Origin of the sequence: Helicobacter pylori SA37A, from assembly GCF_000476015.1 — a bacterium.
GTDB classification, from domain to species: Bacteria; Campylobacterota; Campylobacteria; order Campylobacterales; family Helicobacteraceae; genus Helicobacter; species Helicobacter pylori_DB.
Map to the genome: position 1 here is coordinate 14850 of NZ_CBOO010000010.1, position 25840 is coordinate 40689.

A 25840-nucleotide genomic window follows, 5' to 3' on the forward strand; every position below is an offset into this window, starting at 1 on the left:
TAAAAATCACTCTCTAATCATCACAATCCTAGACTTAACGCGCAATTTTTCAAAATGCTCTTCTAAAATCTTATCTTTAGATTCTTCCACTAATTTTTGAGCGATGAATTGCTTGGCCTGGCTGAAGCTCACTTCGTTTTTACCCTTTTTTTCCTTGATATAAAAGGTGATAAACTGCCCCCCACCCCCATTCATAACGGGCGTAAAAGAGCCTTGCTCATGCGAAATAAAGACTTGAGCGATTTGGGGGTTTAAGGTTTTCATCTCTATTTTTTCATTGGCCTTACTCACCCCTGGAATTTCCAAATTAGGGTCTGCCATAGCCCTTTCTAAATCTTCTTGACTCGTTGAAGTGTAGCGCACAGTTTCTATTTCTGTGGGGATACTGAATTGCTCCTTGTGTTTGTTGTAATATTCGCGCATTTTGGTTTCAGAGCTGGTATCCACATTCGTGAGTAAGATATTGCGCAACAATTCTTGCATTTCTAAATGCTCTTTAAGCTGATCTCTATAGAGTTTATAATGCCCCTCAGCCATAAGCATTTGTTTGAAATGGTCTAAATCCATGCCTTGTTGTTGCGCCATCATCGCCATTTCTTGGTCTAGCTTGTCATCATCTACATGGATTTTCAAGCGCTCAATTTCTTGGTTTTTAATGCGCTCAGCGATCAAACGATCCCTGGCTTGAGCTTTGCTCACTTTAGATTTTTTTTGCTCTTCTTGGATTTGATACAGCGTGATAGGCGAGCCATTAACGAGCAAAGAAATGCCCCCTACGACCTTATCTTCAAGGGTGTTGTTGGTAGCGTTATTAGGATTACCAAAAATAGAATTGAATTGAGAGCTAGGGCTTGTTTCCTTATTTTTTTCAAGAGTTTGAGAGGTTGTCTCTTTTTCTTCAAGTTTTGGCGCGTTATTTTGAACGCCTTGATTTTGCGTGCCTTGATTTTGAACCCCTTTAGCGCCCTCTTTGATTTTAGAAGGCGTTATTTTTTGAGTGGGATTTTTGGCATCCCCATGATGGACTTCTGCTCTGGGCTTTCTTTTGGCTTTTATTTCTTTCTTTTCTTCGGGGTTTTTCTTTTCTTCTTTTTTATTTTTCAAATCCTTATTCTTCAAATCCTTATTCTTTATCTCTTGGCGGATTTTTTTATCCAAAGAAGACTCTTGCTTCCTCCCTTCTAAGGCTTCTACTTTAGAATCAGGCTCTGCATAAACCACCCCAATAAATAATAGAACCTTAGAAATATAAGAAAAAATTTTCCTCATCAACCCAATTTCTCTTTCAAAATAGCATTCACCACGCTAGGATTAGCGCCTTTTAGATTTTTCATCGCTTGCCCTACAAAAAACCCAAAAAGCTTGTCCTTACCGCTTTTGTATTCAAGCACCTTATCAGCGTTGTTTTTAAGCACCTCTTCTATGACTTTAACAATCGCTTCCGTGTCATTGACTTGAGACAAACCCATTTGCTCAATAAGGGTATCCACATCGCCCCCTTGCTCTTCTAAAAGCTTGTCTAACACATCTTTAGCGCTCTTACCTGAAATCTTGCCCTCATCAATGCGTTTGGCTAAAGTGCCTAGCGCATGAGCGCTAATCCCGCAATTTTCTAAAGTAACTTCAGCCTTCAAACGCCCTAATAATTCCACGCAAAGCCATGTTACGCTCGTTTTAGCCTTAACCCCAAGATTGAGCATGCTTTCAAAATACTCCGCCAATAAAGGATCGCTCACCAATAAATTCGCATCGTCTTCTTTAAGGTTAAAATCTTTCATGTAGCGGATTTTTTTCGCGCTAGGCAATTCATTGATCTTTTGAGCTTCTTTTAAAAGCTTCTCATCAATAAAAACAGGATACAAATCCGGATCTTTAAAATAGCGGTAATCCGCTGATTCTTCTTTATTGCGCATAGAAAGGGTGATCCCTTTGGCGGTGTCAAAAAGGCGCGTTTCTTGAACCACCTCTTCACTATAACGCCCATTTTCCCACGCCACGCTTTGGCGCTCTATCTCGTATTCAATCGCTTTAGCGATGAATCTAAAACTATTTAGATTTTTAATCTCTACTCTCGTGTAAAGCTTTTCATCGCCTTTGGGTCTAATGGACACGTTCGCATCGCACCTGAAATTCCCCTCTTGCATGTTCGCATCAGAAATCCCTATAAAACGCACGATAGCATGGAGCTTTTTCAAATACGCTATGGCTTCTTCACTATTTTTCATGTCCGGCTTGCTGACAATTTCTAATAAAGGGGTGCAAGCGCGGTTCAAATCCACTAAAGAATAACTGCCCTCATGGATATTCTTACCGGCGTCTTCTTCCATGTGGGCTCTTTCAATACGCACGATTTTTGCGCCCTCTTTGGTGTCAATCTCTAACTTCCCATCGCTCACAATGGGGACTTCAAACTGCGAAATTTGATAAGCCTTAGGCAAATCAGGGTAAAAGTAATTTTTCCTCGCAAAAAGGGAATATTGGTTGATATTGGCTTCAATGGCTGTGCCTAATTGGATGGCTTTTTTAACCACTTCTTTATTCAATACCGGCAAAGCTCCCGGTAAGCCCAAACACACAGGGCAGGTGTTAGAATTGGGGGTTTCTCCAAAGCTTGTAGAGCAAGAGCAAAAGATTTTGGTTTTGGTGTTGAGTTGGACATGGACTTCTAGCCCAATTACAGCTTCAAATGGCATTATTTGTCCTTCTTTTTATTGCTCACAATGGCAAAGGTCAAGTCGTTGATTTCGGTGTGCGCTTTAATGAAATCATTGATTTCTTTCAAACTCATTTTTTGGATTTGATTGAGTAGCGTTTGGTTGAAATTTAAAGGCAAACCTAAATAAAAATAATTGTAAGTGGTGTTCAAGCGGCTAGAGATCGTTTCATTCCTTAAAGGCTCAGAGCCTAGTAAAAACTTTTTAGCGTCGTCTAATTCTTGTTGCGTCATGCCTTTTTCTATAAATTCCTTAACGATTTTTTTAACTAAGGCAACGCTTTTAGCTTGAGTGCTGAGTTTGGTTTGCAAATACCCGCTCGCAAAATGCGCCACTTTAGAAAAATTAGAGCGGATATACACGCTATAAGCCAAGCCCTCTTGAACCCTGATTTTTTCCATTAAACGAGAGCCAAACCCCCCCCCAAGCACAAACATCATGACTTTAGATTTCGCTAAATCCTGTTTTAAATCCTTGATTTTAAAGGGCGCACCAAAATACACGAAAGCCTGTTCAGTGTCTTTATAGAGAACTTTTTCGCTTTTTTTATCGCTCGTTTCAAAATAAGGCTCTTCATACGCTTTACCTTGCGGCAAGAAATTAAGAGCGTTATCTAAACGCTTAAGGGTTTGATCGATTTTCAAATCGCCCCCAAGCACCACCACGAGCTTATTGAGTTCAAAGACCTTAGCAAATTGCTGTTTCAAATCCTCTAGCTTGATTTTTTGGAGACTCTCTTTAGTGCCTAAAGCTGCATTAGCTAAAGGGGTGTTAGCAAAAAGTTCTTGCTTTAAAGTCAATTTAGCCAAATAGTCAAAGTCGCTTTCTTTTTGTAAAAGCGCGGCCAACATTTGGGTTTTGACTTTTTCTAAAGCGTTTTGCGTGAAATTAGGGGATTTTAAAAGCTCTTTTAAGCGCATGATGGCTTCATCTTCGTATTCTTTTAAAAATTCTAAAGTGATTTGCAAATCTTCTGCGCTGGTATCCACATTCAAACTGATCGCTTTTTGCTCTAAAAGTTGCGCAAATCCCACCGCACCAAGCTCCTTAGTGCCTTCGTTTAAAACTTGCGCGAATAATTTCGCCAAACCCAACTGATCTTTATCGCTTAAGCTCCCACCCCCCCTAAAAGCTAAATGGATAAACCCCATAGGCAATAAATGGTTTTCTTCATAAATCACAGGGACTTTAGCTTGATTGATTTCTTGGTGTGTCAAAGCGCTCGCTTGTAACCCCATAAAAACTCCTAATAATAAAGTGATTAAAAATTTTTTCATGCTCTTTATACCTTTGCTTTAGCCGGATAACGCTTTAAGATTTCATAAGCGGTGTTTCGCTTAGCCGCCACGCTCCCAATGTCTTCAATAAGCTCTATCATTCCCGCTTCATTCATACAAAAACTCGTCCCGGCCGCTTTCACTACATTTTCTTCCATCATCACGCTCCCTAAATCATTCGCTCCAAACAATAAGGCTAATTGCCCTATCATAGAGCCTTGAGTAACCCATGAGCTTTGTATGTTTTGAATGTTATCCAAAAAAATCCTACTGCATGCCAAATAGCGTAAATACCGATTGGAACTCGCTTTTTTAATACTTGGGATTTCTTCTTTTAAGGGGGTGTTGTTGGGCTGAAAACTCCATAAAATAAAAGCCCTAAAGCCACCGGTTTCATCTTGCAAATCGCGCACTCTTTGTAAATGCTCCACTACATCTTCTTCATTATCCACGCTCCCAAACATCATGGTAGCCGTGCTTTTAATCCCGCAAAGGTGGGCCATTCTATGCACTTCAATCCACCGATCGCTACTCAATTTTTTAGGAGCAATGACATCGCGCACCCTATCGCTTAGTATTTCTGCTCCCGCTCCTGGAATGGAACTTAACCCGGCGTTTTTCAACCTTTCTAAAACTTCTTTTAAAGACAATTTAGAGATTTTAGAAATGTAATCAATTTCAACCGCGCTAAAACCATGAATGGTAATGGTGGGGAATTTTTGGGCGATATGGCTGACTAAATTCTCATAATAATCAATCTTTAGCTGCGGGTGCACCCCCCCTTGAAAAAGGATCTGCGTGCCGCCAATAGCGAGCAATTCTTCAATCTTTTGATCAATTTCTTCATAGCTCAACACATAGGCGTCTTTTTCTTTTAAGGTGCGTTTGAATGCACAAAACTTGCAATCCACAAAACAAATATTGGTGTAATTGATATTCCTATCCACAATAAAAGTCGTCAAGTTTTCAGGGTGCAAGCGTTGCTTCACCCTCAAAGCCCTTTGCCCTAATTCTTTCAAGGGCGCGTTTTTCATTAAATCCAAAATTTCTTCTCTGTTAATACGCATTTTAAAACCTTGTTCCCATAGAAAATTCAAAATGTTGCGTGTAATCGTCCATGTTAGGGTTGAAGCACAGCCCTTTACATTTTTTGCCATTGCCATCGCCCCATTGATTGAAAAACGCTATAGGGAAAATCAACACCAAAGGCCCCATGGGCGAAATCCATTCAATCTGCAAGCCTGTAGAAGCCCTCCAAGTCGCTCTTTCAAACCCAGCCCCTATCACGCCATAATCTTTAAAATTCGCTGTCGTGACGGGGGCGTTATAGAAGAAACTCCCCCTAGTTGGGGTTTTAAAGGTTAGGAAACCAAAGTCAAAAAACCACGCTAAGCGCATTTTAGCCGCTTTCAACACCCCATAGCTCAATTCAGTAGAAGCGGTAAAAATCCCATCGCCTCCAAGCCACAAGCCAAACTCATCTTTAGGCGTAACCGATCCGTTCCTAAAGCCTCTCACTGTGGTTACGCCCCCCATGTAGAAAGTGGAGTTTAAGGGCAAGTAATCATCGGTGTTATACCTAAAGATATAGCCCCCTTGCGTTTTAAAGCGAGCGATCAAATCTATCAATAAATATTTTTGCAAATGGTGGTAAGCGGCGAATTTACCATAGACTTTGGTGTTACGGACATTCCCGCCTAACCCGTTCCACGAATTGAGCGTGCCAGAGCTTGGCAAGCCAGACATCGTCGCATAGGAATTAAAGATAACCCCATTTCTAGGGAAATAATAATCATCGGTGTTATCATAGCTCACATCAAGAGTGAAAGAGCTGGTGATAGGCGTATGGTAATCCCTATCCCAAATACCTTTTATTTCTGGTGAAGTGGTGATCGCTCCAGGGCTAGAACAGCTTTCAGGTTGTAAGGGGGTTTTACCGCCTGATAAGCGGTTGATAATCACTGATGCGGGGGTAGAACATTGCCTTGGAGAAACCACTTCATTAACAGAGGAATAGTAGCGGTTGTATAAAGGGCTGCTAAAACCAAGGAGCTTGGTAACGTTCAAGTTATACCCTAAGCTCACATGGGTTCTGTTACCCAGCATGCGCCCGATATTCACGCCAAAGCCCCCACCTTGTTGGATGTATTGGTAGCTTATCCTGTAATCCGCATAAAGATTGATCGTAGAGCTATACCAGCTGTCAAAAATCCTTGGATTAGTCAAGCTCAAATTCCCCGCAAACATACGCCCCGCTCCTTTTGGCATGCCCGGATAAGATCTGCCCCCCCCTGTAGCGATGTTAGCATACAAGCTCATGCTTTGGCCGGTCCCAAAAAGGTTTCTTTCGCTCACGCTCCCATTAAGCATAAGCCCTCCATAAGAGCCATAGCCTAACCCAAATTGCAACTGCCCGGTGCGCCCCTCTTCTACGCTCACTAACAAATCCATAAGCGAGCTATTGACCCTTTTTTCTTCAATTTTGACTTTAGAGAAGAACCCTAAACGCCTTAAAGAATTTTCGGAATTTCTCAGTTTGGTCAAGTTGTATTTATCCTTAGGCCCTAACAATAACTCCCTTCTGATGATCCTATCGCTCGTGCGCTGGTTCCCTGAAATGATGACATCATTGATATACACCATATCGCCCACTTCAATACGATAAATGACTTTCACAAGCCCGTTTTTTTCATCTTTATCCAAGTCTGGCTTCACCACCGCAAACGCATAACCCTTATCGGCGATTTCGGTTTTTAAAATTTGCGCATCCGCTCTTAAATGCTCAATATTAAAAACATCTTTCCTTTTCACTTTAAGGGCTTTTTCTAAGGTTTTTAAGGGGACTACCGGGTTGTCAATCTCTATTAAAATGTCTGAAATCCTGTATTGGATCCCCTCTTTGACTTTATAATGAAGCTTAGCGTCATGGGTAGAAAAATCCGTTTTCAAAAAAGGCGAAGAAATATGAGCGTCCAAATAACCCCTACGCATATACACATCTTGGATACGCATAGAATCGTATTCTAATTGATCTAAACGCAATTTCCCGTCATTCAAGCCCCACATCCAGCCCATGAAATCGCGCTGTTTGTTCGCGCTTAAAGATTCAATCATGCGGCGTTTTAATTTCGCGCTTCCCTCATAAATGGATTGTTTGATATAAATACTATCCCCCCTATTCACATCAAACACGATTAGTAACGCGCCCTCACTGACCTTTTCTGTGCGCACCTCCACCACGCTCCCATAATAGCCCTGCCCCTCTAAAGCTGTTTTTAAAGCCGTTTTAGCATGCTCTAATTTTTGCTCATCAAAGGTGTCGCCCTTTTTGATCCCCATTTGGGATTTTAAGCCGTCTTTTTCCTTTTCAGTCCCATAACCCTTGATTTCTACCCCAGCAATCCTGGCTTTTTCATCAAAATGAAACTCTAATATACCGCCTTCAAAAGTGGCATAAACGTCTTTAAAATACCCTTGATTGAACAAAGCCAAAACAGCGGTGTCTATTTTTTTAGAATCCACAATATCGCCCACACGAATCTTTACAATCTCATTAGCGAGCATGTCAGACATGTAAGAAAGCCCGATATAAGAAATGGACTTGACTTTCATTTCTTTAGGCGTTTGATTGGATTGAGAAGTTTCGTTTGGAGCCTCATTTTTTGGAGATTTTTGAGAGGCTTCTTTTGGAGAAGCCAAATCGTTTGGTTTAGAGCCGTCATTTTCTAAAGCTTCAACGCTGGTATTGATACATGCGAAAACAAGAGAGGATAGAATTAATTTTTTAATACTGATTTCCTTAATAGATTTTAGCTTGAGTGTTGTTAGTAGTATTATTATAACCAATCATTCTTAAAAACGCTAAAAATTATTAAAATTTCTGTATAAAATTATACAAACTATCCCTTTCTACCGCAACAAAACCAGCGTCCTTGATTTTAAATACCAAATCTTCTTTTTCTAAACCATGCCGGCTCTTTGCACCTGCCGCGCTTTGAATGCTCTCTATTTCTATCGTGCCGTCTAAATCGTTAGCGCCAAATTCTTGAGCCACTAAAGCCAAATTCAAGCCCAAAGTCGCCCAATAAGCTTTAATGTGGGGGATATTGTTTAAAAGAATGCGAGATATGGCGATGGTTTTTAAGATTTCTATCGCGCTAGGGGATTTTTCCACTTTCAAATAATTGTTTTCTTTTTGGTACAACAAGGGGATAAAAGCGTTAAAACCCCCTTCTTTATTTTCTACTTTATTTTTAGGGCTTTGGATTTTTTTGATTCTTAACATGTGATCGATGCGATGGATCTTATCTTCAATATGCCCAAAAAGCATGGTAGCGTTACTCATTTTGCCTAATTTGTGCCAATAAGCATGGATTTCTAACCACCGAGAAGATCCCACCTTACCCTTACAGATTTTACGCCTAACTTCTTCATCAAAAATCTCCGCCCCCCCACCCGGCATGGAATCCACCCCGGCTTTGAGCATGTCTTCTAGCACGCTTTCAAAAGGTTTGTTGAATTTAACACTTAAAAAATGCACTTCTGCAGCGGTCATGGCCTTTAGGTGTAAGTTAGGCATTTCTTGTTTGATGGTTTCAAACACCTTTAAATACCATTCATAAGAGTAATTAGGGTTATGAGCGCTCACGATATGGACTTCTTTAATCCCCTTGTTGTAGGAGTTTTTAACCTTTTCTAGGATTTCTTCTAAGCTCATTTCATAAGGGTTAGGGTTTTTTCTGTGGGCTGAAAAAGCGCAAAATTTGCAAGCGTCCGCGCAAATATTGCTAGGGTTTAAATGCCTATTCACATTAAAATACACGATTTTTTGGTGCATGTTTTGGCGCATTTGATCCGCTGCTTCCCCTAGCGTGTATAAATCATAATCATAAAGCTTCACTAATTCTTTACTTTCAGTAACCTGATTGTCTAATACTTTTTCTAAAAAGTCCATTATTAAATTGCCCTTTCATTATTAAAGATAAACGATTGTAGCATTTTTGGATTGAAGAATGCTTTTTATTAATTGTATAAAAATATTCCCTTTTAACCCCTTAACCCCCCTATTGAATACCAACCCCTTTTTTTGACCTAATTCTCATTAAAAGCGCTTTTATGATAAAATCTAAGCTTTATCAAGCCATTAGCTGGTGTTCTTTCTCATTTTTATAAATTTTTAAAAATTTTCATACTCTTGTTTACTTTTTCATTATCATTTATGCTATAATTATGGGACAACTTAAACCAACACAAAGGAGATACTATGTTATCAAAAGACATCATTAAGTTGCTAAACGAACAAGTGAATAAGGAAATGAACTCTTCCAACTTGTATATGAGCATGAGTTCTTGGTGCTATACCCATAGCTTAGATGGCTCGGGGCTTTTCTTGTTTGACCATGCGGCTGAAGAATACGAGCATGCTAAAAAGCTCATCATCTTCTTGAATGAAAACAATGTGCCTGTGCAATTGACCAGCATCAGCGCCCCTGAGCATAAGTTTGAAGGTTTGACTCAAATTTTCCAAAAAGCCTATGAACATGAGCAACATATCAGCGAGTCTATTAATAATATCGTTGATCACGCCATAAAAGGCAAAGATCATGCGACTTTCAATTTCTTGCAATGGTATGTGTCTGAACAGCATGAAGAAGAAGTGCTTTTCAAGGATATTTTGGATAAAATTGAGTTGATTGGTAATGAAAACCATGGCTTGTATTTGGCTGATCAGTATGTCAAAGGGATCGCTAAAAGCAGGAAATCTTAATTTTAAGGTCATTGAGTGCAAAAACTGGCCGTTTTTGATTTTGACTCCACGCTAGTCAATGCTGAGACGATTGAGTCTTTAGCGAGGGCGTGGGGGGTGTTTGATGAAGTGGAAAAGATCACTTTGAAAGCTATGAATGGCGAAACAGATTTTCATAAAAGTCTTATTTTAAGGGTTTCTAAACTCAAAAACATGCCCTTAAAACTAGCCAAAGAAGTTTGTGAAAGTCTGCCTTTGTTTGAGGGGGCGTTTGATCTCATTAACGCTTTAAAAGAGAAAAATTACAAGGTGGTTTGCTTTAGTGGGGGCTTTGATCTAGCGACCAATCATTACAGGGATTTATTGCATTTAGATGCAGCTTTCAGTAACACGCTGATCGTGGAAAATGACGCCTTAAACGGCTTGGTTACTGGGCATATGATGTTTTCGCATTCTAAGGGCGAAATGCTCCTCGCCTTACAACGCTTATTAAATATCAGTAAAGATCGCACTTTAGTCGTGGGCGATGGGGCGAATGACTTGAGCATGTTCAAACATGCCCATATTAAAATCGCTTTCAACTCTAAAGAGGTTTTAAAACAGCACGCCACACATTGCATCAATGAGCCTGATTTAGCCCTAATCAAGCCTTTGATTTAAAAAATTTTTTTGTAAAATACTCCTTTTAAAGGATAACCATGTTCCAGCCCCTATTAGACGCTTATACAGACAGCACCCGTTTAGATGAAACCGATTATAAGCCCCCATTAAATATAACCCTAGCGAATTGGTGGCCTTTGGATAAAAGAGAAAGCAAAGGGTTTAGAAAAAAATTTATTTTACATTTCATTTTAAGCCAGCATTACACAATCACTTTACACCGAAACCCTGATAAACCTGCGGACATCGTCTTTGGTAACCCCCTTGGATCGGCCAGAAAAATCCTATCCTATCAAAACGCTAAAAGGGTGTTTTACACTGGTGAAAACGAAGTCCCTAATTTCAACCTCTTTGATTACGCCATAGGCTTTGATGAATTGGATTTTAATGATCGTTATTTGAGAATGCCTTTATATTATGCCAGTTTGCATTACAAAGCCGAGAGCGTGAATGACACCACCGCGCCCTACAAACTCAAATCTGACAGCCTTTATGCTTTAAAAAAACCCTCCCATCATTTTAAAGAAAACCACCCCAATTTATGCGCAGTAGTGAATGATGAGAGCGATCCTTTGAAAAGAGGGTTTGCGAGCTTTGTCGCAAGCAACCCTAACGCCCCTATAAGGAACGCTTTCTATGACGCTTTAAATTCTATTGAGCCAGTTACTGGGGGAGGGAGCGTGAAAAACACTTTAGGCTATAACGTCAAAAACAAAAACGAATTTTTAAGCCAATACAAATTCAATCTGTGTTTTGAAAACACTCAAGGCTATGGCTATGTAACTGAAAAGATCATTGACGCTTACTTTAGCCACACCATTCCTATTTATTGGGGGAGTCCTAGCGTGGCGAAAGACTTTAACCCTAAGAGTTTTGTAAACGTTTGTGATTTTAAAGATTTTGATGAAGCGATTGATTATATTAGATACTTGCACACGCACCCAAACGCTTATTTAGACATGCTCTATGAAAACCCTTTAAACACCCTTGATGGGAAAGCTTACTTTTACCAAGATTTGAGTTTTAAAAAAATTCTAGATTTTTTTAAAACGATTTTAGAAAACGACACGATTTATCACGATAACCCTTTCATTTTCTATCGTGATTTGAATGAGCCGTTAGCATCTATTGATGATTTGAGGGTTAATTATGATGATTTGAGAGCCGATTACGATCGCCTTTTACAAAACGCTTCGCCTTTATTGGAACTCTCTCAAAACACCACTTTTAAAATCTATCGCAAAGCTTACCAAAAATCCTTACCTTTGTTGCGCGCCATAAGGAGATGGGTTAAAAAGTAAGGTGCATTTTAAGACTGATTAAGAAATTGGAGCGCTATTTTAAAATGTGCTAACGCTTCTTTTTTGAGCGTAGGGTTTTTGAGCATGTCCTCTAAAGCATGGGTGCTTAAAAAATGTTTTGTTTTTAAAGACACGATGCGCCCAAAAGCTTCTTCTTTAGAAAGGTTTAAAAGGCGTTTGGGCAAAATCTCGCCAAATACCACAATGACTTTTGAAGCGCTGTTGTCTAATTGCCAGGTTAAATGAAATAGGCATGCGTTGATTTCTTCTTCTAAATTAAGGCTGTTAGAGTCGCATTTAAGGAGCGATAAAATACTGCAATCTTTTAAGGGGTAGTTAAAAACCTTTTGGATAATGCTCTCTAACATGGCCGCTTTTAAATTGTTTAAGAAATGTAATTGGCTATCCAGCATGGGGGTTAGCGTGATGAAAGCGAGCTTGGAATTGGGGTTAAAAAGCCCGATCACCGGTTTTGAATGTTGGTGGCGTTTGCACAGATTGCAATTTTCTATACCCTCATGAACTTGTTTGTTAAGGGGCTTATTTTGGGGCTTGGTAAGGTTGGTATTGGTGTAAGTTTCGCCCAAAAGACGCTCCATATAAAGGGAGCGTAAAGTTTGAAGGCGTGAGTATTGCAAAGCGTTCAGTCTTTATGCTTTTTGAAAGCGTGAGGGCTTAGCATGTTTTCTGGCTTGAAAATATCGTCCAGTTGCTCTTTAGTTAAGATTTTCTTTTCTAAAGCGATGTCATAGATAGAACGATCGCTTTTTAAGGCTTCTTTGGCGATCATAGCGGATTTTTCATAGCCGATATGCGGATTTAGCGCGGTAACAATGCCAATGCTGTTAAAGACATAATCGTGGCAAATCTTTTCATTAGCCGTGATGCCTTCCACGCATTTAGTCGTTAAGGTTTCAATCGCACGCCCTAAAATCACAAAGGAATGGAAAAGCTTGTAAGCGATAACCGGCTCAAACACATTGAGTTGCAATTGCCCACCTTCTGCGGCTAACGCCACGCTCAAATCGTTCCCAATCACCGCAAAGCACACCTGATTGACCACTTCAGGGATCACCGGATTGACTTTACCGGGCATGATAGAGCTGCCCGGCTGCATTTTAGGCAAATTGATTTCATTCAACCCGGCTCTAGGGCCTGAACTAAGCAACCTGAGATCGTTACAGACTTTAGAGAGTTTCACTGCAATACGCTTTAACACCCCACTCACTTGCACATACGCTCCCGTGCTTTGAGTGGCTTCTATCAAATTATTAGCCATGACAAAGGGTCGGCCCGTTACTTCTTGGATTTTCTTTTCAATCAAACTGCGATAATCCGGGTGCGAATTGATCCCTGTGCCAATAGCCGTTCCGCCTAAATTAAGCTCTCTTACCCAATTCCTAGCGTCTAAAACCTGCTCAATATCCCTATCAACCATCAACGCATAAGTTTCAAACTCTTGGCCTAAAGTCATAGGCACAGCGTCTTGAAGCTGGGTGCGCCCCATTTTAATCACATGGGAAAATTCCTTAGCTTTTTGAGCAAAAGCGTCCCTTAAAGCCTTCATGGGAGCGACTAAATTACTCAAGCGCTCATAAATAGCGATTTTTAACGCGCTAGGATAGGCGTCATTAGTGGATTGAGAGCGGTTGACATGGTCGTTTGGGTGGCAAAATTGATACTCGCCCTTTTGATGCCCCATGTATTCTAAAGCCAAATTAGCAATCACTTCATTCATGTTCATGTTCGTGCTTGTGCCAGCCCCCCCTTGAATCATATCCACAATGAATTGATCATGGTATTTGCCATCAACCAACAAATCGCACGCATGGCAAATCGCAATTTTAAGCTTTTCATCAATCAAGCCTAATTGCGCGTTCGCTAAAGCAGCCGCTTTTTTGACTTGAGCGAAAGATTTGATAAAAACAGGATAACTGCAAAGCTTGTCGTTGGTAATGAAAAAATTTTCACTCGCTCTTAAAGTTTGAATCCCGTAATAAACTTCATCGCTAATTTCCATTTGCCCAATGAAATCATGCTCAATACGCATAAAAGCTCCTTGTGTAATAATTGAAAAATATTCTAGCTATTGTAACCAAATCTTGGATTATTTTTCTTTTAAGCGCGCAACTTTTGCCCCTAAGGCGTTGATTTTATCCTCTAATCTCTCATAACCCCTATCCAAGTGGTAAATCCTATGCACCCTACTCACGCCCTTAGCCACTAAAGCGGCTAAAATGAGAGCCGAAGAGGCCCTTAAATCGGTCGCCATCACATCGCTCCCGGTAAGCTCTGTGGATCCGCTAATGGTAGCCACATTCGTTTTCAGGCTGATATTAGCCCCCAAGCGTTGCAATTCGCTCGCATGCATGAAGCGGTTTTCAAAAAGCGTTTCTTCAATCACGCTCGTCCCCAAACACTGCGTGGCTAACGCCATGAATTGCGCTTGCATGTCTGTAGGAAAGCCCGGGTATTCTTTCGTGGTGATTTCAAAGGCTTGTCGTTTTTTGGCCGGATGAATTTCTATAGAATTTTCTTGAATATCTAGCGAAAAACCAATTTCTATAAGCTTATCCGTGATCGCTTGAAGATGGTTAGGGATGATACGATTGATTTTAAGCTGGCTGTTAGTGATAGCCCCCACGCACAAATAAGTGCCTGCTTCAATCCTATCGGGTATGATTTGAATGTCTTTTAGATTTAAAGCATCGCTTTCTACCCCCCTAATCTTTAACTCGCTGCTGCCAACACCCTCAATTTCTACCCCCCCACTCTGCAAAAACGCGCACAATTGAGTGATTTCTGGCTCTTTAGCAGCGTTAATGATGCGCGTGATCCCTTTAGCAAGACTGGCTGCCATGAGGGCGTTTTCTGTGCCTGTAACGCTGATTTTATCAAATAAAATATCATTCCCTTTCAAGCCTTTAGGGGCTTTTGCATGGATATAGCCTTGCTCAATTTTGATTTCAGCCCCTAATTGTTGCATCGCTTTTAAGTGCAAATCTACTGGCCTTGCTCCTATAGCGCACCCACCGGGCAAACTCACCAAACATTCTTTAAAACGCGCTAATAAAGGGCCTAAAACCAAAATAGAAGCGCGCATTTTACGCACCAAATCGTAAGTGGCTTCGGTGTGGCACAGGGATTTAGTGCTGATTTGAAGCGTGTGTGGGTTAAGCCATTCTAAGCTTGCACCTAAATTTTGCAACAATAACGCCATCGCCTTTATATCCACCACTTGGGGCAAGGATTTGATTTTGACTTCTTGTTGGCTTAAAAGCGTGGCGGCTAAAATGGGGAGTGCGGAATTTTTCGCCCCAGAAATTTCTACCCCCCCTTTTAAAGGGACTTGTCCTACAATCTCTAAAAAATCCAATTCTATCCTTTTTCTTTTTTATTCTTAAGGGCTAAGCCGGTAGCGTTAGCGATTTTTTGTTGGTAATTAGGGTTAGCGTTTTCTAATTCTTGCCCAAAATTGATAGCGTCTTCTAATTCAAAAAATTCTGAAGCGACTAAATTTTGGATCGTTTCTAACCACAGAGTTTCTTTATCTTTGGGGCAAATTTTAAAACGCTCATTGAAGCTGTTTTTAAGTTTTTCTAAGGCTTGTGCGTTTTTAAGGTTTTTGATTTGCGCGCTCAAATCTTCTAAAGAGAGGCTTTTATTAGGAATATTTTGCTTTAAGGGGGGGCGAGTAAGCCTCCAAACAAGCCCCATTAATAACACAGGGAGTAAGCATACAGAGAGGATCAAATACATGTAAGCGTAATAAGTCAAATTGCCCATGTTGATAAGATTTATAAGCGTTTTTTATAATAAGCGTTACTCGCTTCAATATAGCCTTCCACGCTCCCGCAATCGTATCGTTTGCCCTTGAATTGGTAAGCGATGATCCGCTTTCTTTTGGCTTGAGTGAGTAAAGCGTCTGTGATTTGGATTTCATTGTTTTTACCCGGTTTCGTCTCGCTTAAAATTTCAAAAATATCCGGGGTTAAAATGTAGCGCCCTATCACGGCCAGATTGCTTGGGGCGTCTTCTTGGCTTGGTTTTTCCACCATGTCTTTAATCTCATACACCCCCTCTTCTAACCATTCGCCCCTGATCACGCCGTATTTTGAAACTTCTTCTAGCGCCACTTCTTCAATGGCTACAATGGAGCATTGGTATTTTTGATACAATGAAGTCATTTGCTTTAATACGCTTGGGTGATCGTGGCTTATGCATAAGTCATCGGCTAAAATCACCGCAAAAGGCTCATTGCCTATGAGGGCTTCTCCGGTTAAAATCGCATGCCCTAAGCCTTTCATTTGCTTTTGGCGCACATAGGAAAAACAGCATTTTTCTATAATGTTACGAATGCTTTTTAAAGCGTTTTCTTTGTTAGTGCCTTGGATTTGATGCTCTATTTCATAGCTCGTGTCAAAATAATCTTCTAAGCTTCGTTTATTCCTTCCTGTAACGATCGCCATCACTTCACAGCCCGCTTCCATCGCTTCTTCCACAGCGTATTGGATTAAAGGCTTATCCACAATGGGCAGCATTTCTTTAGGAATGGTTTTAGTGATCGGCAAAAAGCGCGTGCCATAGCCAGCGGCAGGAAAAAGGCATTTTTTAATCATGGTTTGTCCTTTGAGTTAAGAGTTTGTTCTAAAAATCCATCAATAGGGATGAAATTCCCAAAAATTTCTTGATAAATCAAGTAATTGAGCATGACCCTAAAGCCATACATGCGAGTCTCGCTATAAGGCATAAGCTCCATGCTAAGCCATGGCTCAAAATGATTTTTTTCTTTGAATCGTTTGGAGCTTTCTAACCACCTCCTTAAAAACCCAGGCCCAGCGTTATAAGCGTAGGCGACAAAAAGGGGGTGGTTGAATTCTTTTTTCAAATAATTCAAGTAGTAATTGCCAAATTTGAGGGCGATATTGGGGTTAAACATGTCGTTTAGATCAACATTATCCATGCCAAGGCTTTTAGCGAAAGGCCCTACATTAAAGGGCATGATTTGCATAAGCCCTAGAGCAAAGGAGCGAGAGATTAAAGCCGGGAGCAAGAAACTTTCTTGCCTAGCGATCGCATACGCCATAGCCCTTTCATCTGTATTTTGCCACTCAATAATGCCCTCATAAGGGGATAAATAATAATAAATCTTGTCTTTATTGCGTTGGCTTAAAAGATAGGTCAATTCAGGAGTGCTTTTTTCATAATACAAGCTTTTTAGCATCGCATTAAACGCGCCCTCATCTTTCAAACTCAAGGTTTTTTCCTTAAAAATTTGCCACGAAAAAGGATCGTAAGTGTTAAAAGGAGGGTCTTCTTGACTTAAATTCTGGATGTGAGAAATGATGCGGTAACTTGGCGTGGTTTTTAATTTGCGGCTCGCATAAAGACTATAGAGGTTTAAAGCTGGGCTTTGTGAAAGGCGTTCCAAAGTTTTTTTCTTTTTAGAGACTAAATACTGCCAAAAAATCGCTCTGTCTTTTGAAAAATCATCATCTTTAACCACCGCTTCTGATCGTTCAAAATACTTGAGCGCTTTAGAGGGTTTTTTGCGCAAGATTTCATTGATCCCTAGAATAAAAAAGGTTTGTGCGTTGCTGTGGGTAGCGTTACTTTTAGCCAGAGCGTCTTTAAAATGATCCAATTTAGGATCTAAGATAACCTGATAGATCAAGCGGTTAAACGCCGGGTAATCTTCATCTAAAAGGCGGTTTAACTCTTTAATGGGGATATGCTCTTCAAAAATTTGGAGCTTTTTTTCATAACTCAAATGATTGAAAAGCGCGCTAAACACTTGCGCGTTAGCCTTGAACAAAGAAGCACTCACATGCTTACTTTGCAAGATTTCTAATTCTTCATAAAGAACGGGGTAAGCCTCTTTGATTTTTTCTTGTAAGGGCTTAAGGGTTTGAAGGGGGATTTTATCAAAATCTTTGATTTTTGATTTTAAAGCGATAGCGATACAGCTTGCTTGGAAAGTGTCTGTTGTTTCTAACATGCTTTCTAGGGTAATTTGTTTGCAATAAATATCTTCAGGCAATTTAACATCAGGGTTTTTTTCTGAATTGTCTGAGCCTTTTTCTTGCATGGCCTTTTGTAGGGCGTTGTTTTTATTTTGGGTCAATTCATAGGCTTTTTTAGCGTTTTCTAAAGTGGTTTTTTTATCGCTAATATAACGCCATAAATAATAATCCCTAACGATCCCGGCGGGCTTTTTTTCTAAATCTTTTAAATTGAACTCGGTTTGAGAAAAACTAACGCCAAGTGCACCGATAAAAAATAAAATAAAAAAACGCATGATTTCCTTTAAAGACTTTTGGCGAGCATAAAAAGCCATTGGATGAGAGTTAAATCCAAAAATTTCAACACGATGACCACCACTAAAGGAGCGAAATCCAACCCGTTAAACACCAGCTTGAATCTAGAGCGTAAAAAATAAAACACCGGCTCACACAAGCGAGCGAGGATTTGCATGATGGGGTTATTGGGGTTAGGCTGCACGAAGCTGATAAGCACATAAATGATCACCACCCACATATAAATCGTAAGAAGCGCGCTTAAAATCACCGCTACCGCATTAATAAGGGTAGAAAAAATCATGCTTTGAGCCTTAAAACTTCTTGATGATGGCTTTGGATATAGGGGAAAATCAAAGGCAATTCAACGCCATGCGAGTTCCCGGTTAAAAGAATGCGCAAAGGTTTGAAAAAATCCTTACCCTTAAGCTGGCTTAATCGCATGGCTTCTTTTTTAAAACTTTCAAAATCCTTATACGCTTGAAAATCCATGCTTTTTAGAGCGTTAAAAAGCGCTAAACAACGCTCTTTAAAATCTTCATTTTCGTAAGTTTTAACAATATCCTTTGGCTCTAAAAACAACGAAATTTTTTCTTTCAATTCTAAAAGTGTGCCGCATTCTTCTATAAACAATCTTAAAAGCCCTAGGAGATTTTTATCCTTTATTGAAGTGAGTTCTAATAACTTTTTATCGTCTAAAAGCTTTAAATGCTCGTGGTTTAAGTGTTTTAAATATTTTAAATTAAAATGAGCCGGGGAACTGGAAAGATTTTCTAAACTAAACCATTCTATCGCTTCATCAAGGCTAAAAACTTCCTTAGGCACTTTATTACCGATAGTGATGAGGTAATTTGCAATCGCAACCGGCAAAAACCCTTGATTCAAAAGCCATTTCACGCTGGACGCTTCGTCTCTTTTGCTCATCTTTTTACCGCTTATTTCATCTAAAATAATAGGCAAATGCGCATAAACAATCGGATCGTTTGAGCCTAAAGCTTGCTGGATTAAGATTTGTTTAGGGGTGTTACTCACATGATCTTCGCCTCTAATGATCAGACTGATTTTATAAAGCAAATCATCGCATGCACAAGCGAAATTATAAGTCGGGCTTTTATCCTGTCTCAAAAGCACAAAAGAATCCAATTCATCAGGATCAAATTCCACTTCTTTTTTAATCGCATCGTTGAAAGACACCGCATGATTTGGGGTTTTTAAACGCACCACAGGGGCATGGTGCTTGTCTTTTTCTAAAGTGGCCCACTCGTCTAAATACCTGAAAGGGCGTTTTTCATTTTTGGCTTTTTCTTTTTCTCTTTCTAAAAACTCTGCGCTCGCATAACAATAAAACGCTTTATTTTCTTTCAGTAATTTTTCTGCCATTTCTCTGTGATACTCTATATTATGGCTTTGATACACGAGCTTGTCCCAACTTACCCCCATAAGCTTTAAAATCTCTAAAATCTCTTGGTCTTTGCCTTCAATGTTGCGCTCTTTGTCCGTGTCTTCAATGCGAATGAGAAAGGGTTTGTGTTGCTGTTTAGCCACAATGTAGTTAAAAATGGCTGCCCTTAAATTCCCTATGTGCATATCCCCTGTAGGCGAAGGCGCAAAACGAAGCATAAAAACCCTTTATTTAAAAATAGTTTTTAATTATACCTAAAGAATACTTAATTATGCTGTGGTAGTTCTGTTTTTATCAAACATGAATGGGCATCATTTAAGAGATTAGTGCTTGGCTAACGCCAAGCTCTCTATGGTTGGTTATCAAAAAGCTAAAAGCGTTTTTTATTCAATCACTTCATAAATAACTTCTGTCTTCCAGCGGGTTTTAGGGGTGATTTCTTGGTTGCGATAACCAAAACAAGCCATTACCGACACGCCAAATTCCGCCGTGTTCAGATAGCCTTTTTCCTCTAAATAAGCCTCCACTTTTTCTTGATCATACCCTTCAATCGGGCAAGAATCAATCCCTAACATGGCCGCTGCCATCATCATGTTCGCCATTTGGATATAAGTCTGCTTGCTAGCCCAATCAAACAAAGATCGTTCGCTATTGAGTTTCATATCGTTCTCTTGGAAATTTTTGATGATTTGAGCGAACCTAGAATTAGTGTCATAATCCCTTTTTTTAACCTCATGCATCACTTTCTTAACATAATCGCTATCATAAGTAACGCCTTTTCGCGCAAGATAAATGACAAAATGGCTCGCTCCCTCTAAACCAAAAAGTGCCCCCCAGGCCATCGGTTTTAAATCTTCTTTCATGCGTTCATTTTTCAATAAAAGCATTTTCCATGGTTCAAGCCCGATTGAAGAAGGGGCTAATCTCCCCACTTCAACCAAAGCTTCACAATCCTTTTGGGAAATACGACGATTAGGATCGTATTTTTTTGCAGCAAATCGTTGGTGCTGTAAAGCAACCACTTGTTCTCTGTCCATTTTAATGATCTCCTTTTTCTAAATAATGATAAACGGCTGCCATATCCATTTCGCCCAAACCGGATTTTTCCGCTTGAGAATAAAGTTCTTGCGCCTTGAATAAGAATGGCAATTCAATCGCCTCTCCTGCTTCATTGTTAGCTAAACGAATGTCTTTGAACATGAGTTTCAAGCTGAAAGCGGCCGGATAGCTATCTTGTAACCACATGCCTTTTTTAGCTTGAAAGAGAGGCGAATTCATGCCAGATTGGCCAATAATTTGCAAAAACAACTCTGCATCAACCCCTAAATGTTTGGCTAACAGCAAAGCTTCTGAATAAGCAACCCCCATTTGAGCTAAAAGGCTATTGATGGATAATTTAGCCCCTGCCCCTTGACCAATCTTACCCAAATAAAAAATCTGACTCCCTAAATGCGCCAAAACAGGTTTGAGTTGAGTGATTACTTCTTTTTCACCTGCTGCTAAAATCAATAACGCCCCGGCTTTAGCCGCGCCAAGTGATCCTGAAACGGGTGCTTCAAGGTAAGTTACTTGATGCTTTTGAGCGGTTTTTTCTAAATCCAAGCTTTCCAAAGGGGCGATGGTACTCATATTCACCACGATTTTTTCAGACATCTGTTCCCAAAATTCTGGCACTAAAACAGCATCAATCGCCGTTTTATCCGAAAGCATGATAAAAATCAGATCAACTTTAGCGGCTAAATCTATGGGGCTAGTATAAACCGCTACGCCTTTTTCCTTTAAAGGGGTTGCTTTGCTCTCTGTTCGGTTATAAACCGACACTTCTAAATTTGCATCGCACAAACGAGCCACCATAGGAGTCCCCATAGCCCCTAGTCCAATCCATCCGATTTTCATTCAATCCTCACTTATTAGCGTGAATACGCCACTAAACCATCTAACCAAGCTTGATGGCCATTTAGCATCGCATTAGGCACAGATTTCGCTAAAGCTTTAGCAGGGACTCCTAACTGAGTTTCTTGGGTTAAAATACGCACACGATCATTATCTAATTTTTCAACAATCCATGCGTGATAGGCTTCAAGATACTCATCGCCTTTAGCTTCATTCCAACCTCTCCAAGCTAAACGCAGTATAGTGTCTTTCAATTCAAACTCTTCCACCTGTGCCTCCACTAAAAAGCCAAAAGTTTCAAAGCGGAAACGAGTCTTGTCTTTAAGAATGGTATTGTCTTGATTATGCATGTGGATATTCCCTGAATTTTTGTAATACTTTTCCCAACAAGACGCGTCTCTTAAGTGTTGCACCACTTTATTAAAATCCAAACCTTTGACAATGACTTCATTGGACACAAAATTATCAGTCTCTCCTGGAACCCATTTCTTAGGCCATTGAATCGCATTCATCTTATCATGTTTTCTCTGTTTTTAATTTTTTCTGCCTATTGGCGAAAGATTTATAGCATCATTAGGTAAATAATGATCTTTAACCCATTCAATCAGCCATTCTAAAGCGTTGTTTTTGGGATTTTCAATGACTAAATTTAAGCATGCGTTTAAAATTTCGCCGATTTTTTGGTGCTGATAACCCAAGCTTTGAAGCGCGCCGCCCTTAAGGGCTAGGTGTTCTTTTTTAAAAGGCTCGTTAGAATCAAAGATTTCTTTTAACAAGCTTTTGATTTTTAAAGCGTGTTTGGGGTTTTTGAGCGCATAAAAATCTAAAGCCAAATTAAAAGGCTCTAAATCGTAGTTTTTTAATAAAAATTTTAATTCTGTTTTGTTATGAATGTTTAAAAAAGCTTTATGGCATTCTTTAGCTTGAGTAAATAAAACACATGTTTTTTTAGGGTAGCGTAGATTTTCTAAACTTTTTTGATGCTTAAAAAAACCCAATAATCTTAATTCTAGATTCAAAGGCGCGTTTTTTAAAAACCCTAAATTTTCTATTTTCTCTTGAATAACCAACTCTAAAATTTCTTGATATTCTTTAGCCACTTCATAGGCGTTTTTCCCCATAAGAAGCTTATTCAATTCACTTTGTAAGCGCTCTTTGGAGAGGTGTTTTAACAAATCCTTACACGCAAAAACCGCTTCTTTAGTGCTTGGTGCTATCTTAAAGCCTAAAGTCGCGCTAAATCGCAACGCTCTTAAAATCCTTAAAGCGTCTTCAAAAAACCTTAATCGCGCTCCCCCCACGCATTCAATCGTTTGATTTTCAATCGCATTTTGCCCTTTAAAGGGATCAATCAGCCCTTTTGTAGGGCTATAAGCGATCGCATTCATGCTAAAATCACGCCGCTTTAAATCATCTGTTAAATGAGCGCTAAAAACCAATTCTTTAGGCTTTCGGTGTTTGATATGCCCTTTTTCCATTCTAAAAGTTGTGATTTCATAGCTTTGATGGTTTTTAAGAGCCGTGATCGTGCCATGTTTGATACCGGTTTCTAGCACCCTAAAATGGCGCTTTAAAAGAAGCTCTTTGCTTTCATTGACTAAAGCGTTTGAGGTTAAATCGTAATCTTTTGGGGTAATGCCCATCAAACAATCGCGCACGCACCCCCCTACCAAGTAAAGCTCATAAGGGGATTTTTCATAAATGTCAAACAATTCTTTTAATTCTTTTTCTAGCTCAAACACGCTTTTTACTCTTAAAATTTCTTTGTGTTATTATATCTTTTTAGAATTTTTAAGGAATTTTGATGGAACAAGAAATTTGCGTGATCAGTTTTAGCGGCGGGCAAGACAGCACCACTTTAGCCGTATGGGCGAAAAAGCGTTTTAAAAAAGTCTGTTTAGTGGGGTTTGATTACGCGCAAAAACACTCTGTGGAATTAGAATGCGCTCAAAAAATCGCTTCTCTTTTACAACTCCCTTATGAAATCATCTCATTAGATTTTTTAGAGAATATCACCCGTTCTGCGCTTTTTAAAAACTCTAACGATTTAATGGGGCATTCGCATGCGCAAAATAAAGATTTACCCAATTCTTTTGTGCCTAATCGTAACGCTATTTTTATCACCCTTTTGCATTCTTACGCGCAAAAACTAGGGGCTAGCAATATCGCTTTAGGGGTTTCGCAAGCGGATTTTAGCGGCTATCCGGATTGTAAAGAAGATTTTATTAAAAGCATCGAGCATGCCCTAAATTTAGGATCAAACACGGCGATTAAAATTATAACGCCTTTAATGTTTTTAAATAAAGCACAAGAATTTCAAATGGCTAAAGATTTAGGGGCTTTAGATTTGATCATCAAAGAAACGCACACCTGCTATCAAGGAGAGCGAAAGATTTTGCATGCCTATGGCTATGGTTGCGATAAATGCCCGGCATGCCAATTGAGAAAAAAAGGCTTTGAAGAGTTTCAAGCTAAGGCTTTGTTTCAATAAAGCGTTGGTAAAAACACTCAAAAGCGTTTTTTAAGACAAACAATCAAAGAGCGGTAAAAAGCGTGTTTTTAATGTTTGCGTCTAAAAGTATATGTATAGTTGAGATAAACGCTCACCACTCTTTTATAATCCAATTTATCCCCATAATCATCGCTATAATAATTGACTTTAAACGCTGGCACTTTAACCCCTAATTCAACACTAGAACCCCCAAGATAGTTTTCATCGCCATAGCGATCAATATCGTATTCATCACTACTCCAACGAACGCCAAATTTCCCTTGTAACTGAAAAATCGTGCGGCTCTTGACTTGATTAAAAGGGGTGAGATTGTTGCTTGCAAACCAAGTGCTAGCCCCTATATCCATGCCAATCACAAGCCCTGAAGATTTTCTGATTATGTGCCTTGACGCTCTTTTTAATGTATCAGCGTCTAGCGTTCTGCCGGTCATATCTTTGTAAAATATAGAGAGCCCTTTTACCCTTCGTTCAACGTATTCTTGGGACGCTCGCTTATCGTTGGTCCAATTAATGAGCAAATCCGTATTGAAACCATAGGGTAAAAAAGCTATTAAACCGCTGCCAGGAACAGAACCAACGCCACCAAGTTGGTAACCGAAAAAAAGAGAGTGCCTAAACCCTATAATCCTTTTTTTACCCAAAAAATATTTATACCCCAAGCTGAGTTCATTGAAAATACCGCCAGACCCGCCATTTCCTGCGAATCGGTTAGCGATTTTGTTTGAATCTTTCACTGCATTTAAGGCGTTTTGTGCATCTCTTATGGCTTTTGTGTTTTGTGTAGGGAATAATGAATTTTTTGCGTTATTGATCGCTTGATTTAAGGCGTTTTCTGCTGAAGCTTTTTCGCCGATGCTACCTTGTCCTTGAATATAGCTTCCTTCTGCAAAATTTAAACCTAAATAAAATCCGTTCCTTTCAGCGTGGAGCCAAAACGAGAGAGAGAGAGAGAGTTAGTAAGAGGGCTTTTTTCATGGTTTTTCTTTGGTTTAAGATTTGATATTATTGCTAGGTATTTTATCATAAAATAAGATTTTAGTATGGGGTTTTAATGAAAAACAAAGTTAAAATGAAATAACCCTAAAAACCACCGCTTAACCAACATTAAATCAAAAACATGTTAATCTTTAGTTATTTTAAAATTTAGGAAAACCCATGCATCAAAACAATAAAACTTTTTTACCCAACCAATCCGCTCATCTTTCTAAAATCGTTCTTTTTTTAAACACCGGCTTTTTAGCCTATCTGTTAAGCGCTTGTGGGGCGAATGTGCCTATAGAAGAAGTGATAGTTAAAGATCCTAAAGAAACCAAAGCCCAAGAAGTCGCCAGAGAAGAAAACGCCATCCAGCAAGAAAACGCCACTATTGATGCGCACACCACGCCTTTAATCAATCGTTTCACTAATTATAACGCTTATGGTTCTTTAAACGGCTTTTACAATTCAGTGGACAACCTCAATTCGCCCATGCAAAACGGCATGTATGGAGGCTATTACATGCCTTATTATTACATGCCCTATGGTTTCATGCCTTATGGGTCAGGTCTTATGCCTTATGGGCCTTATGGGTATGGAGCACCGGGATACTTCCCTTATGTTTTTTATTGATTGAGTGGCTTTAGCGTTTTCTAATCGTTACGACTAACATGTTAGGATAATCCTTTAAAAATAAAGGAAATCCCATGAATATCATTAAAGTATTATCCCTTTTATTCTTTGTCATATGTAACAATGTTTTTGCAACCAATCTAGAAGCTGAAACCAAAAAAGACAAAAAAAGTAGCAAAAAGCTTTATGATTTCACTAAAAATAGCACTTTAGAAGGCATAGATTTGGAAAAAAGCCCTAAGCTTAAAAGCCATAAAAAAAGCGACAAAAAGTTTTACAAACAACTCGCTAAAAACAATATCGCTGAAGGGGTGAGCATGCCGATTGTGAATTTCAATAAAGCCCTGTCTTTTGGGCCTTATTTTGAAAGGACTAAAAGCAAAAAAACCCAATACATGGACGGCGGGCTGATGATGCACATCCGCTTTTAA

At 39.5% G+C, this 25840-nt stretch carries 24 protein-coding genes and 1 pseudogene; 6 read left to right on the forward strand and 19 right to left on the reverse strand.

Annotated elements, in window-relative coordinates; all coding sequences use genetic code 11:
* Window positions 1-6: 6 nt before the first annotated feature.
* Genes QT76_RS05770 through mqnE form a run of 6 tightly spaced genes read right to left on the reverse strand, consistent with a single transcriptional unit; the run spans window position 7 to window position 8945 of the window.
* The gene (locus tag QT76_RS05770) at window positions 7-1269 is read right to left on the reverse strand and encodes a SurA N-terminal domain-containing protein (protein ID WP_033616966.1); all 1263 of its coding nucleotides are present in this window, start codon (window positions 1267-1269) and stop codon (window positions 7-9) included.
* Complete coding sequence (gatB, locus tag QT76_RS05775) at window positions 1269-2693, reverse strand: Asp-tRNA(Asn)/Glu-tRNA(Gln) amidotransferase subunit GatB (protein ID WP_033616967.1); 1425 nt, start codon at window positions 2691-2693, stop codon at window positions 1269-1271. Before gatB ends, QT76_RS05770 begins: the two co-directional genes overlap by 1 nt.
* A complete protein-coding gene (locus tag QT76_RS05780; protein WP_033616968.1) occupies window positions 2693-3991 on the reverse strand; it encodes a M16 family metallopeptidase in 1299 nt (432 codons plus the stop codon). The genes gatB and QT76_RS05780 overlap by 1 nt, the downstream gene beginning before the upstream one ends.
* A gap of 5 nt (window positions 3992-3996) precedes the next feature.
* Entirely contained in the window at window positions 3997-5058 is a 1062-nt protein-coding gene (locus QT76_RS05785) for a dehypoxanthine futalosine cyclase (RefSeq protein WP_001883707.1), read from the reverse strand.
* Between the two features lies 1 nt (window position 5059).
* Window positions 5060-7825, reverse strand: coding sequence for an outer membrane protein assembly factor BamA (bamA, locus tag QT76_RS05790; protein ID WP_195741869.1), 2766 nt, complete (start codon window positions 7823-7825; stop codon window positions 5060-5062).
* Between the two features lie 37 nt (window positions 7826-7862).
* A complete protein-coding gene (gene mqnE / locus QT76_RS05795; protein WP_033616970.1) occupies window positions 7863-8945 on the reverse strand; it encodes an aminofutalosine synthase MqnE in 1083 nt (360 codons plus the stop codon).
* 309 nt (window positions 8946-9254) lie between these two features.
* Here mqnE and QT76_RS05800 point away from each other — a divergent pair, with 309 nt between their 5' ends.
* From QT76_RS05800 to QT76_RS05810, 3 genes are read left to right on the forward strand one after another with little or no spacing between them, the layout of a single operon-like run.
* Window positions 9255-9758: a ferritin gene (locus QT76_RS05800; protein WP_033616971.1), complete on the forward strand. Its 504-nt coding sequence runs from the start codon at window positions 9255-9257 to the stop codon at window positions 9756-9758.
* 15 nt (window positions 9759-9773) lie between these two features.
* Window positions 9774-10397, forward strand: coding sequence for a phosphoserine phosphatase SerB (serB, locus tag QT76_RS05805; protein ID WP_033616972.1), 624 nt, complete (start codon window positions 9774-9776; stop codon window positions 10395-10397).
* A 38-nt stretch (window positions 10398-10435) separates the two neighbouring features.
* A complete protein-coding gene (locus tag QT76_RS05810; RefSeq protein WP_033616973.1) occupies window positions 10436-11698 on the forward strand; it encodes a glycosyltransferase family 10 domain-containing protein in 1263 nt (420 codons plus the stop codon).
* Between the two features lie 8 nt (window positions 11699-11706).
* Here the strand turns inward: QT76_RS05810 and QT76_RS05815 are convergent, their stop codons facing one another.
* From QT76_RS05815 to QT76_RS05870, 12 genes are all read right to left on the reverse strand, one after another.
* A complete protein-coding gene (locus tag QT76_RS05815; protein ID WP_033616974.1) occupies window positions 11707-12297 on the reverse strand; it encodes a uracil-DNA glycosylase family protein in 591 nt (196 codons plus the stop codon).
* A 44-nt stretch (window positions 12298-12341) separates the two neighbouring features.
* Window positions 12342-13748: an aspartate ammonia-lyase gene (gene aspA / locus QT76_RS05820; protein ID WP_001217509.1), complete on the reverse strand. Its 1407-nt coding sequence runs from the start codon at window positions 13746-13748 to the stop codon at window positions 12342-12344.
* Window positions 13749-13805: 57 nt separating this feature from the next.
* On the reverse strand, window positions 13806-15074 hold the full coding sequence (gene murA, locus QT76_RS05825) for a UDP-N-acetylglucosamine 1-carboxyvinyltransferase (protein WP_033616975.1): 1269 nt from the start codon (window positions 15072-15074) through the stop codon (window positions 13806-13808).
* A 2-nt stretch (window positions 15075-15076) separates the two neighbouring features.
* The gene (locus QT76_RS05830) at window positions 15077-15484 is read right to left on the reverse strand and encodes a hypothetical protein (RefSeq protein ID WP_033616976.1); all 408 of its coding nucleotides are present in this window, start codon (window positions 15482-15484) and stop codon (window positions 15077-15079) included.
* 11 nt (window positions 15485-15495) lie between these two features.
* Entirely contained in the window at window positions 15496-16317 is an 822-nt protein-coding gene (galU, locus tag QT76_RS05835) for a UTP--glucose-1-phosphate uridylyltransferase GalU (RefSeq protein WP_000591485.1), read from the reverse strand.
* A complete protein-coding gene (locus tag QT76_RS05840; protein ID WP_033616977.1) occupies window positions 16314-17996 on the reverse strand; it encodes a lytic transglycosylase domain-containing protein in 1683 nt (560 codons plus the stop codon). Before QT76_RS05840 ends, galU begins: the two co-directional genes overlap by 4 nt.
* 8 nt (window positions 17997-18004) lie before the next feature.
* On the reverse strand, window positions 18005-18298 hold the full coding sequence (locus QT76_RS05845) for a YggT family protein (protein WP_033616978.1): 294 nt from the start codon (window positions 18296-18298) through the stop codon (window positions 18005-18007).
* A complete protein-coding gene (gene gltX / locus QT76_RS05850; protein ID WP_033616979.1) occupies window positions 18295-19614 on the reverse strand; it encodes a glutamate--tRNA ligase in 1320 nt (439 codons plus the stop codon). The genes QT76_RS05845 and gltX overlap by 4 nt, the downstream gene beginning before the upstream one ends.
* Window positions 19615-19779: 165 nt before the next feature.
* On the reverse strand, window positions 19780-20433 hold the full coding sequence (gene frxA / locus QT76_RS05855) for an NAD(P)H-dependent flavin oxidoreductase FrxA (protein ID WP_033616980.1): 654 nt from the start codon (window positions 20431-20433) through the stop codon (window positions 19780-19782).
* Between the two features lies 1 nt (window position 20434).
* Window positions 20435-21292: an NAD(P)-dependent oxidoreductase gene (locus QT76_RS05860; RefSeq protein WP_033616981.1), complete on the reverse strand. Its 858-nt coding sequence runs from the start codon at window positions 21290-21292 to the stop codon at window positions 20435-20437.
* Between the two features lie 14 nt (window positions 21293-21306).
* On the reverse strand, window positions 21307-21801 hold the full coding sequence (locus QT76_RS05865; RefSeq protein ID WP_033616982.1) for an SRPBCC family protein: 495 nt from the start codon (window positions 21799-21801) through the stop codon (window positions 21307-21309).
* 21 nt (window positions 21802-21822) lie between these two features.
* Complete coding sequence (locus QT76_RS05870) at window positions 21823-23031, reverse strand: CCA tRNA nucleotidyltransferase (RefSeq protein WP_033616983.1); 1209 nt, start codon at window positions 23029-23031, stop codon at window positions 21823-21825.
* Window positions 23032-23093: 62 nt separating this feature from the next.
* On the opposite strand from QT76_RS05870, the gene queC reads away from it, so the two are divergent.
* Window positions 23094-23780: a 7-cyano-7-deazaguanine synthase QueC gene (queC, locus tag QT76_RS05875; RefSeq protein ID WP_033616985.1), complete on the forward strand. Its 687-nt coding sequence runs from the start codon at window positions 23094-23096 to the stop codon at window positions 23778-23780.
* Window positions 23781-23848: 68 nt separating this feature from the next.
* On the opposite strand, the pseudogene oipA reads toward queC, so the two are convergent.
* Window positions 23849-24776: pseudogene (oipA, locus tag QT76_RS05880) on the reverse strand (outer inflammatory protein OipA).
* Between the two features lie 180 nt (window positions 24777-24956).
* Between oipA and QT76_RS05885 the strand changes: the two are divergent.
* Together QT76_RS05885 and QT76_RS05890 are read left to right on the forward strand one after the other, a co-directional pair.
* Window positions 24957-25409, forward strand: coding sequence for a hypothetical protein (locus tag QT76_RS05885; RefSeq protein ID WP_033616986.1), 453 nt, complete (start codon window positions 24957-24959; stop codon window positions 25407-25409).
* A 74-nt stretch (window positions 25410-25483) separates the two neighbouring features.
* Entirely contained in the window at window positions 25484-25840 is a 357-nt protein-coding gene (locus QT76_RS05890) for a hypothetical protein (RefSeq protein ID WP_033616987.1), read from the forward strand.

Coding starts and splice junctions, on each gene's coding strand:
- QT76_RS05810 (WP_033616973.1), top strand. CDS start 10,436: ATGTTCCAGCCCCTATTAGACGCTTATACAGACAGCACCCGTTTAGAT.
- gatB (WP_033616967.1), bottom strand. CDS start 2,693: ATGCCATTTGAAGCTGTAATTGGGCTAGAAGTCCATGTCCAACTCAAC.
- QT76_RS05780 (WP_033616968.1), bottom strand. CDS start 3,991: ATGAAAAAATTTTTAATCACTTTATTATTAGGAGTTTTTATGGGGTTA.
- QT76_RS05770 (WP_033616966.1), bottom strand. CDS start 1,269: ATGAGGAAAATTTTTTCTTATATTTCTAAGGTTCTATTATTTATTGGG.
- QT76_RS05840 (WP_033616977.1), bottom strand. CDS start 17,996: ATGCGTTTTTTTATTTTATTTTTTATCGGTGCACTTGGCGTTAGTTTT.
- frxA (WP_033616980.1), bottom strand. CDS start 20,433: ATGGACAGAGAACAAGTGGTTGCTTTACAGCACCAACGATTTGCTGCA.
- QT76_RS05800 (WP_033616971.1), top strand. CDS start 9,255: ATGTTATCAAAAGACATCATTAAGTTGCTAAACGAACAAGTGAATAAG.
- queC (WP_033616985.1), top strand. CDS start 23,094: ATGGAACAAGAAATTTGCGTGATCAGTTTTAGCGGCGGGCAAGACAGC.
- QT76_RS05815 (WP_033616974.1), bottom strand. CDS start 12,297: ATGGAGCGTCTTTTGGGCGAAACTTACACCAATACCAACCTTACCAAG.
- gltX (WP_033616979.1), bottom strand. CDS start 19,614: ATGCTTCGTTTTGCGCCTTCGCCTACAGGGGATATGCACATAGGGAAT.
- QT76_RS05860 (WP_033616981.1), bottom strand. CDS start 21,292: ATGAAAATCGGATGGATTGGACTAGGGGCTATGGGGACTCCTATGGTG.
- galU (WP_000591485.1), bottom strand. CDS start 16,317: ATGATTAAAAAATGCCTTTTTCCTGCCGCTGGCTATGGCACGCGCTTT.
- mqnE (WP_033616970.1), bottom strand. CDS start 8,945: ATGGACTTTTTAGAAAAAGTATTAGACAATCAGGTTACTGAAAGTAAA.
- QT76_RS05890 (WP_033616987.1), top strand. CDS start 25,484: ATGAATATCATTAAAGTATTATCCCTTTTATTCTTTGTCATATGTAAC.
- QT76_RS05865 (WP_033616982.1), bottom strand. CDS start 21,801: ATGAATGCGATTCAATGGCCTAAGAAATGGGTTCCAGGAGAGACTGAT.
- QT76_RS05845 (WP_033616978.1), bottom strand. CDS start 18,298: ATGATTTTTTCTACCCTTATTAATGCGGTAGCGGTGATTTTAAGCGCG.
- QT76_RS05785 (WP_001883707.1), bottom strand. CDS start 5,058: ATGCGTATTAACAGAGAAGAAATTTTGGATTTAATGAAAAACGCGCCC.
- aspA (WP_001217509.1), bottom strand. CDS start 13,748: ATGCGTATTGAGCATGATTTCATTGGGCAAATGGAAATTAGCGATGAA.
- QT76_RS05885 (WP_033616986.1), top strand. CDS start 24,957: ATGCATCAAAACAATAAAACTTTTTTACCCAACCAATCCGCTCATCTT.
- QT76_RS05830 (WP_033616976.1), bottom strand. CDS start 15,484: ATGGGCAATTTGACTTATTACGCTTACATGTATTTGATCCTCTCTGTA.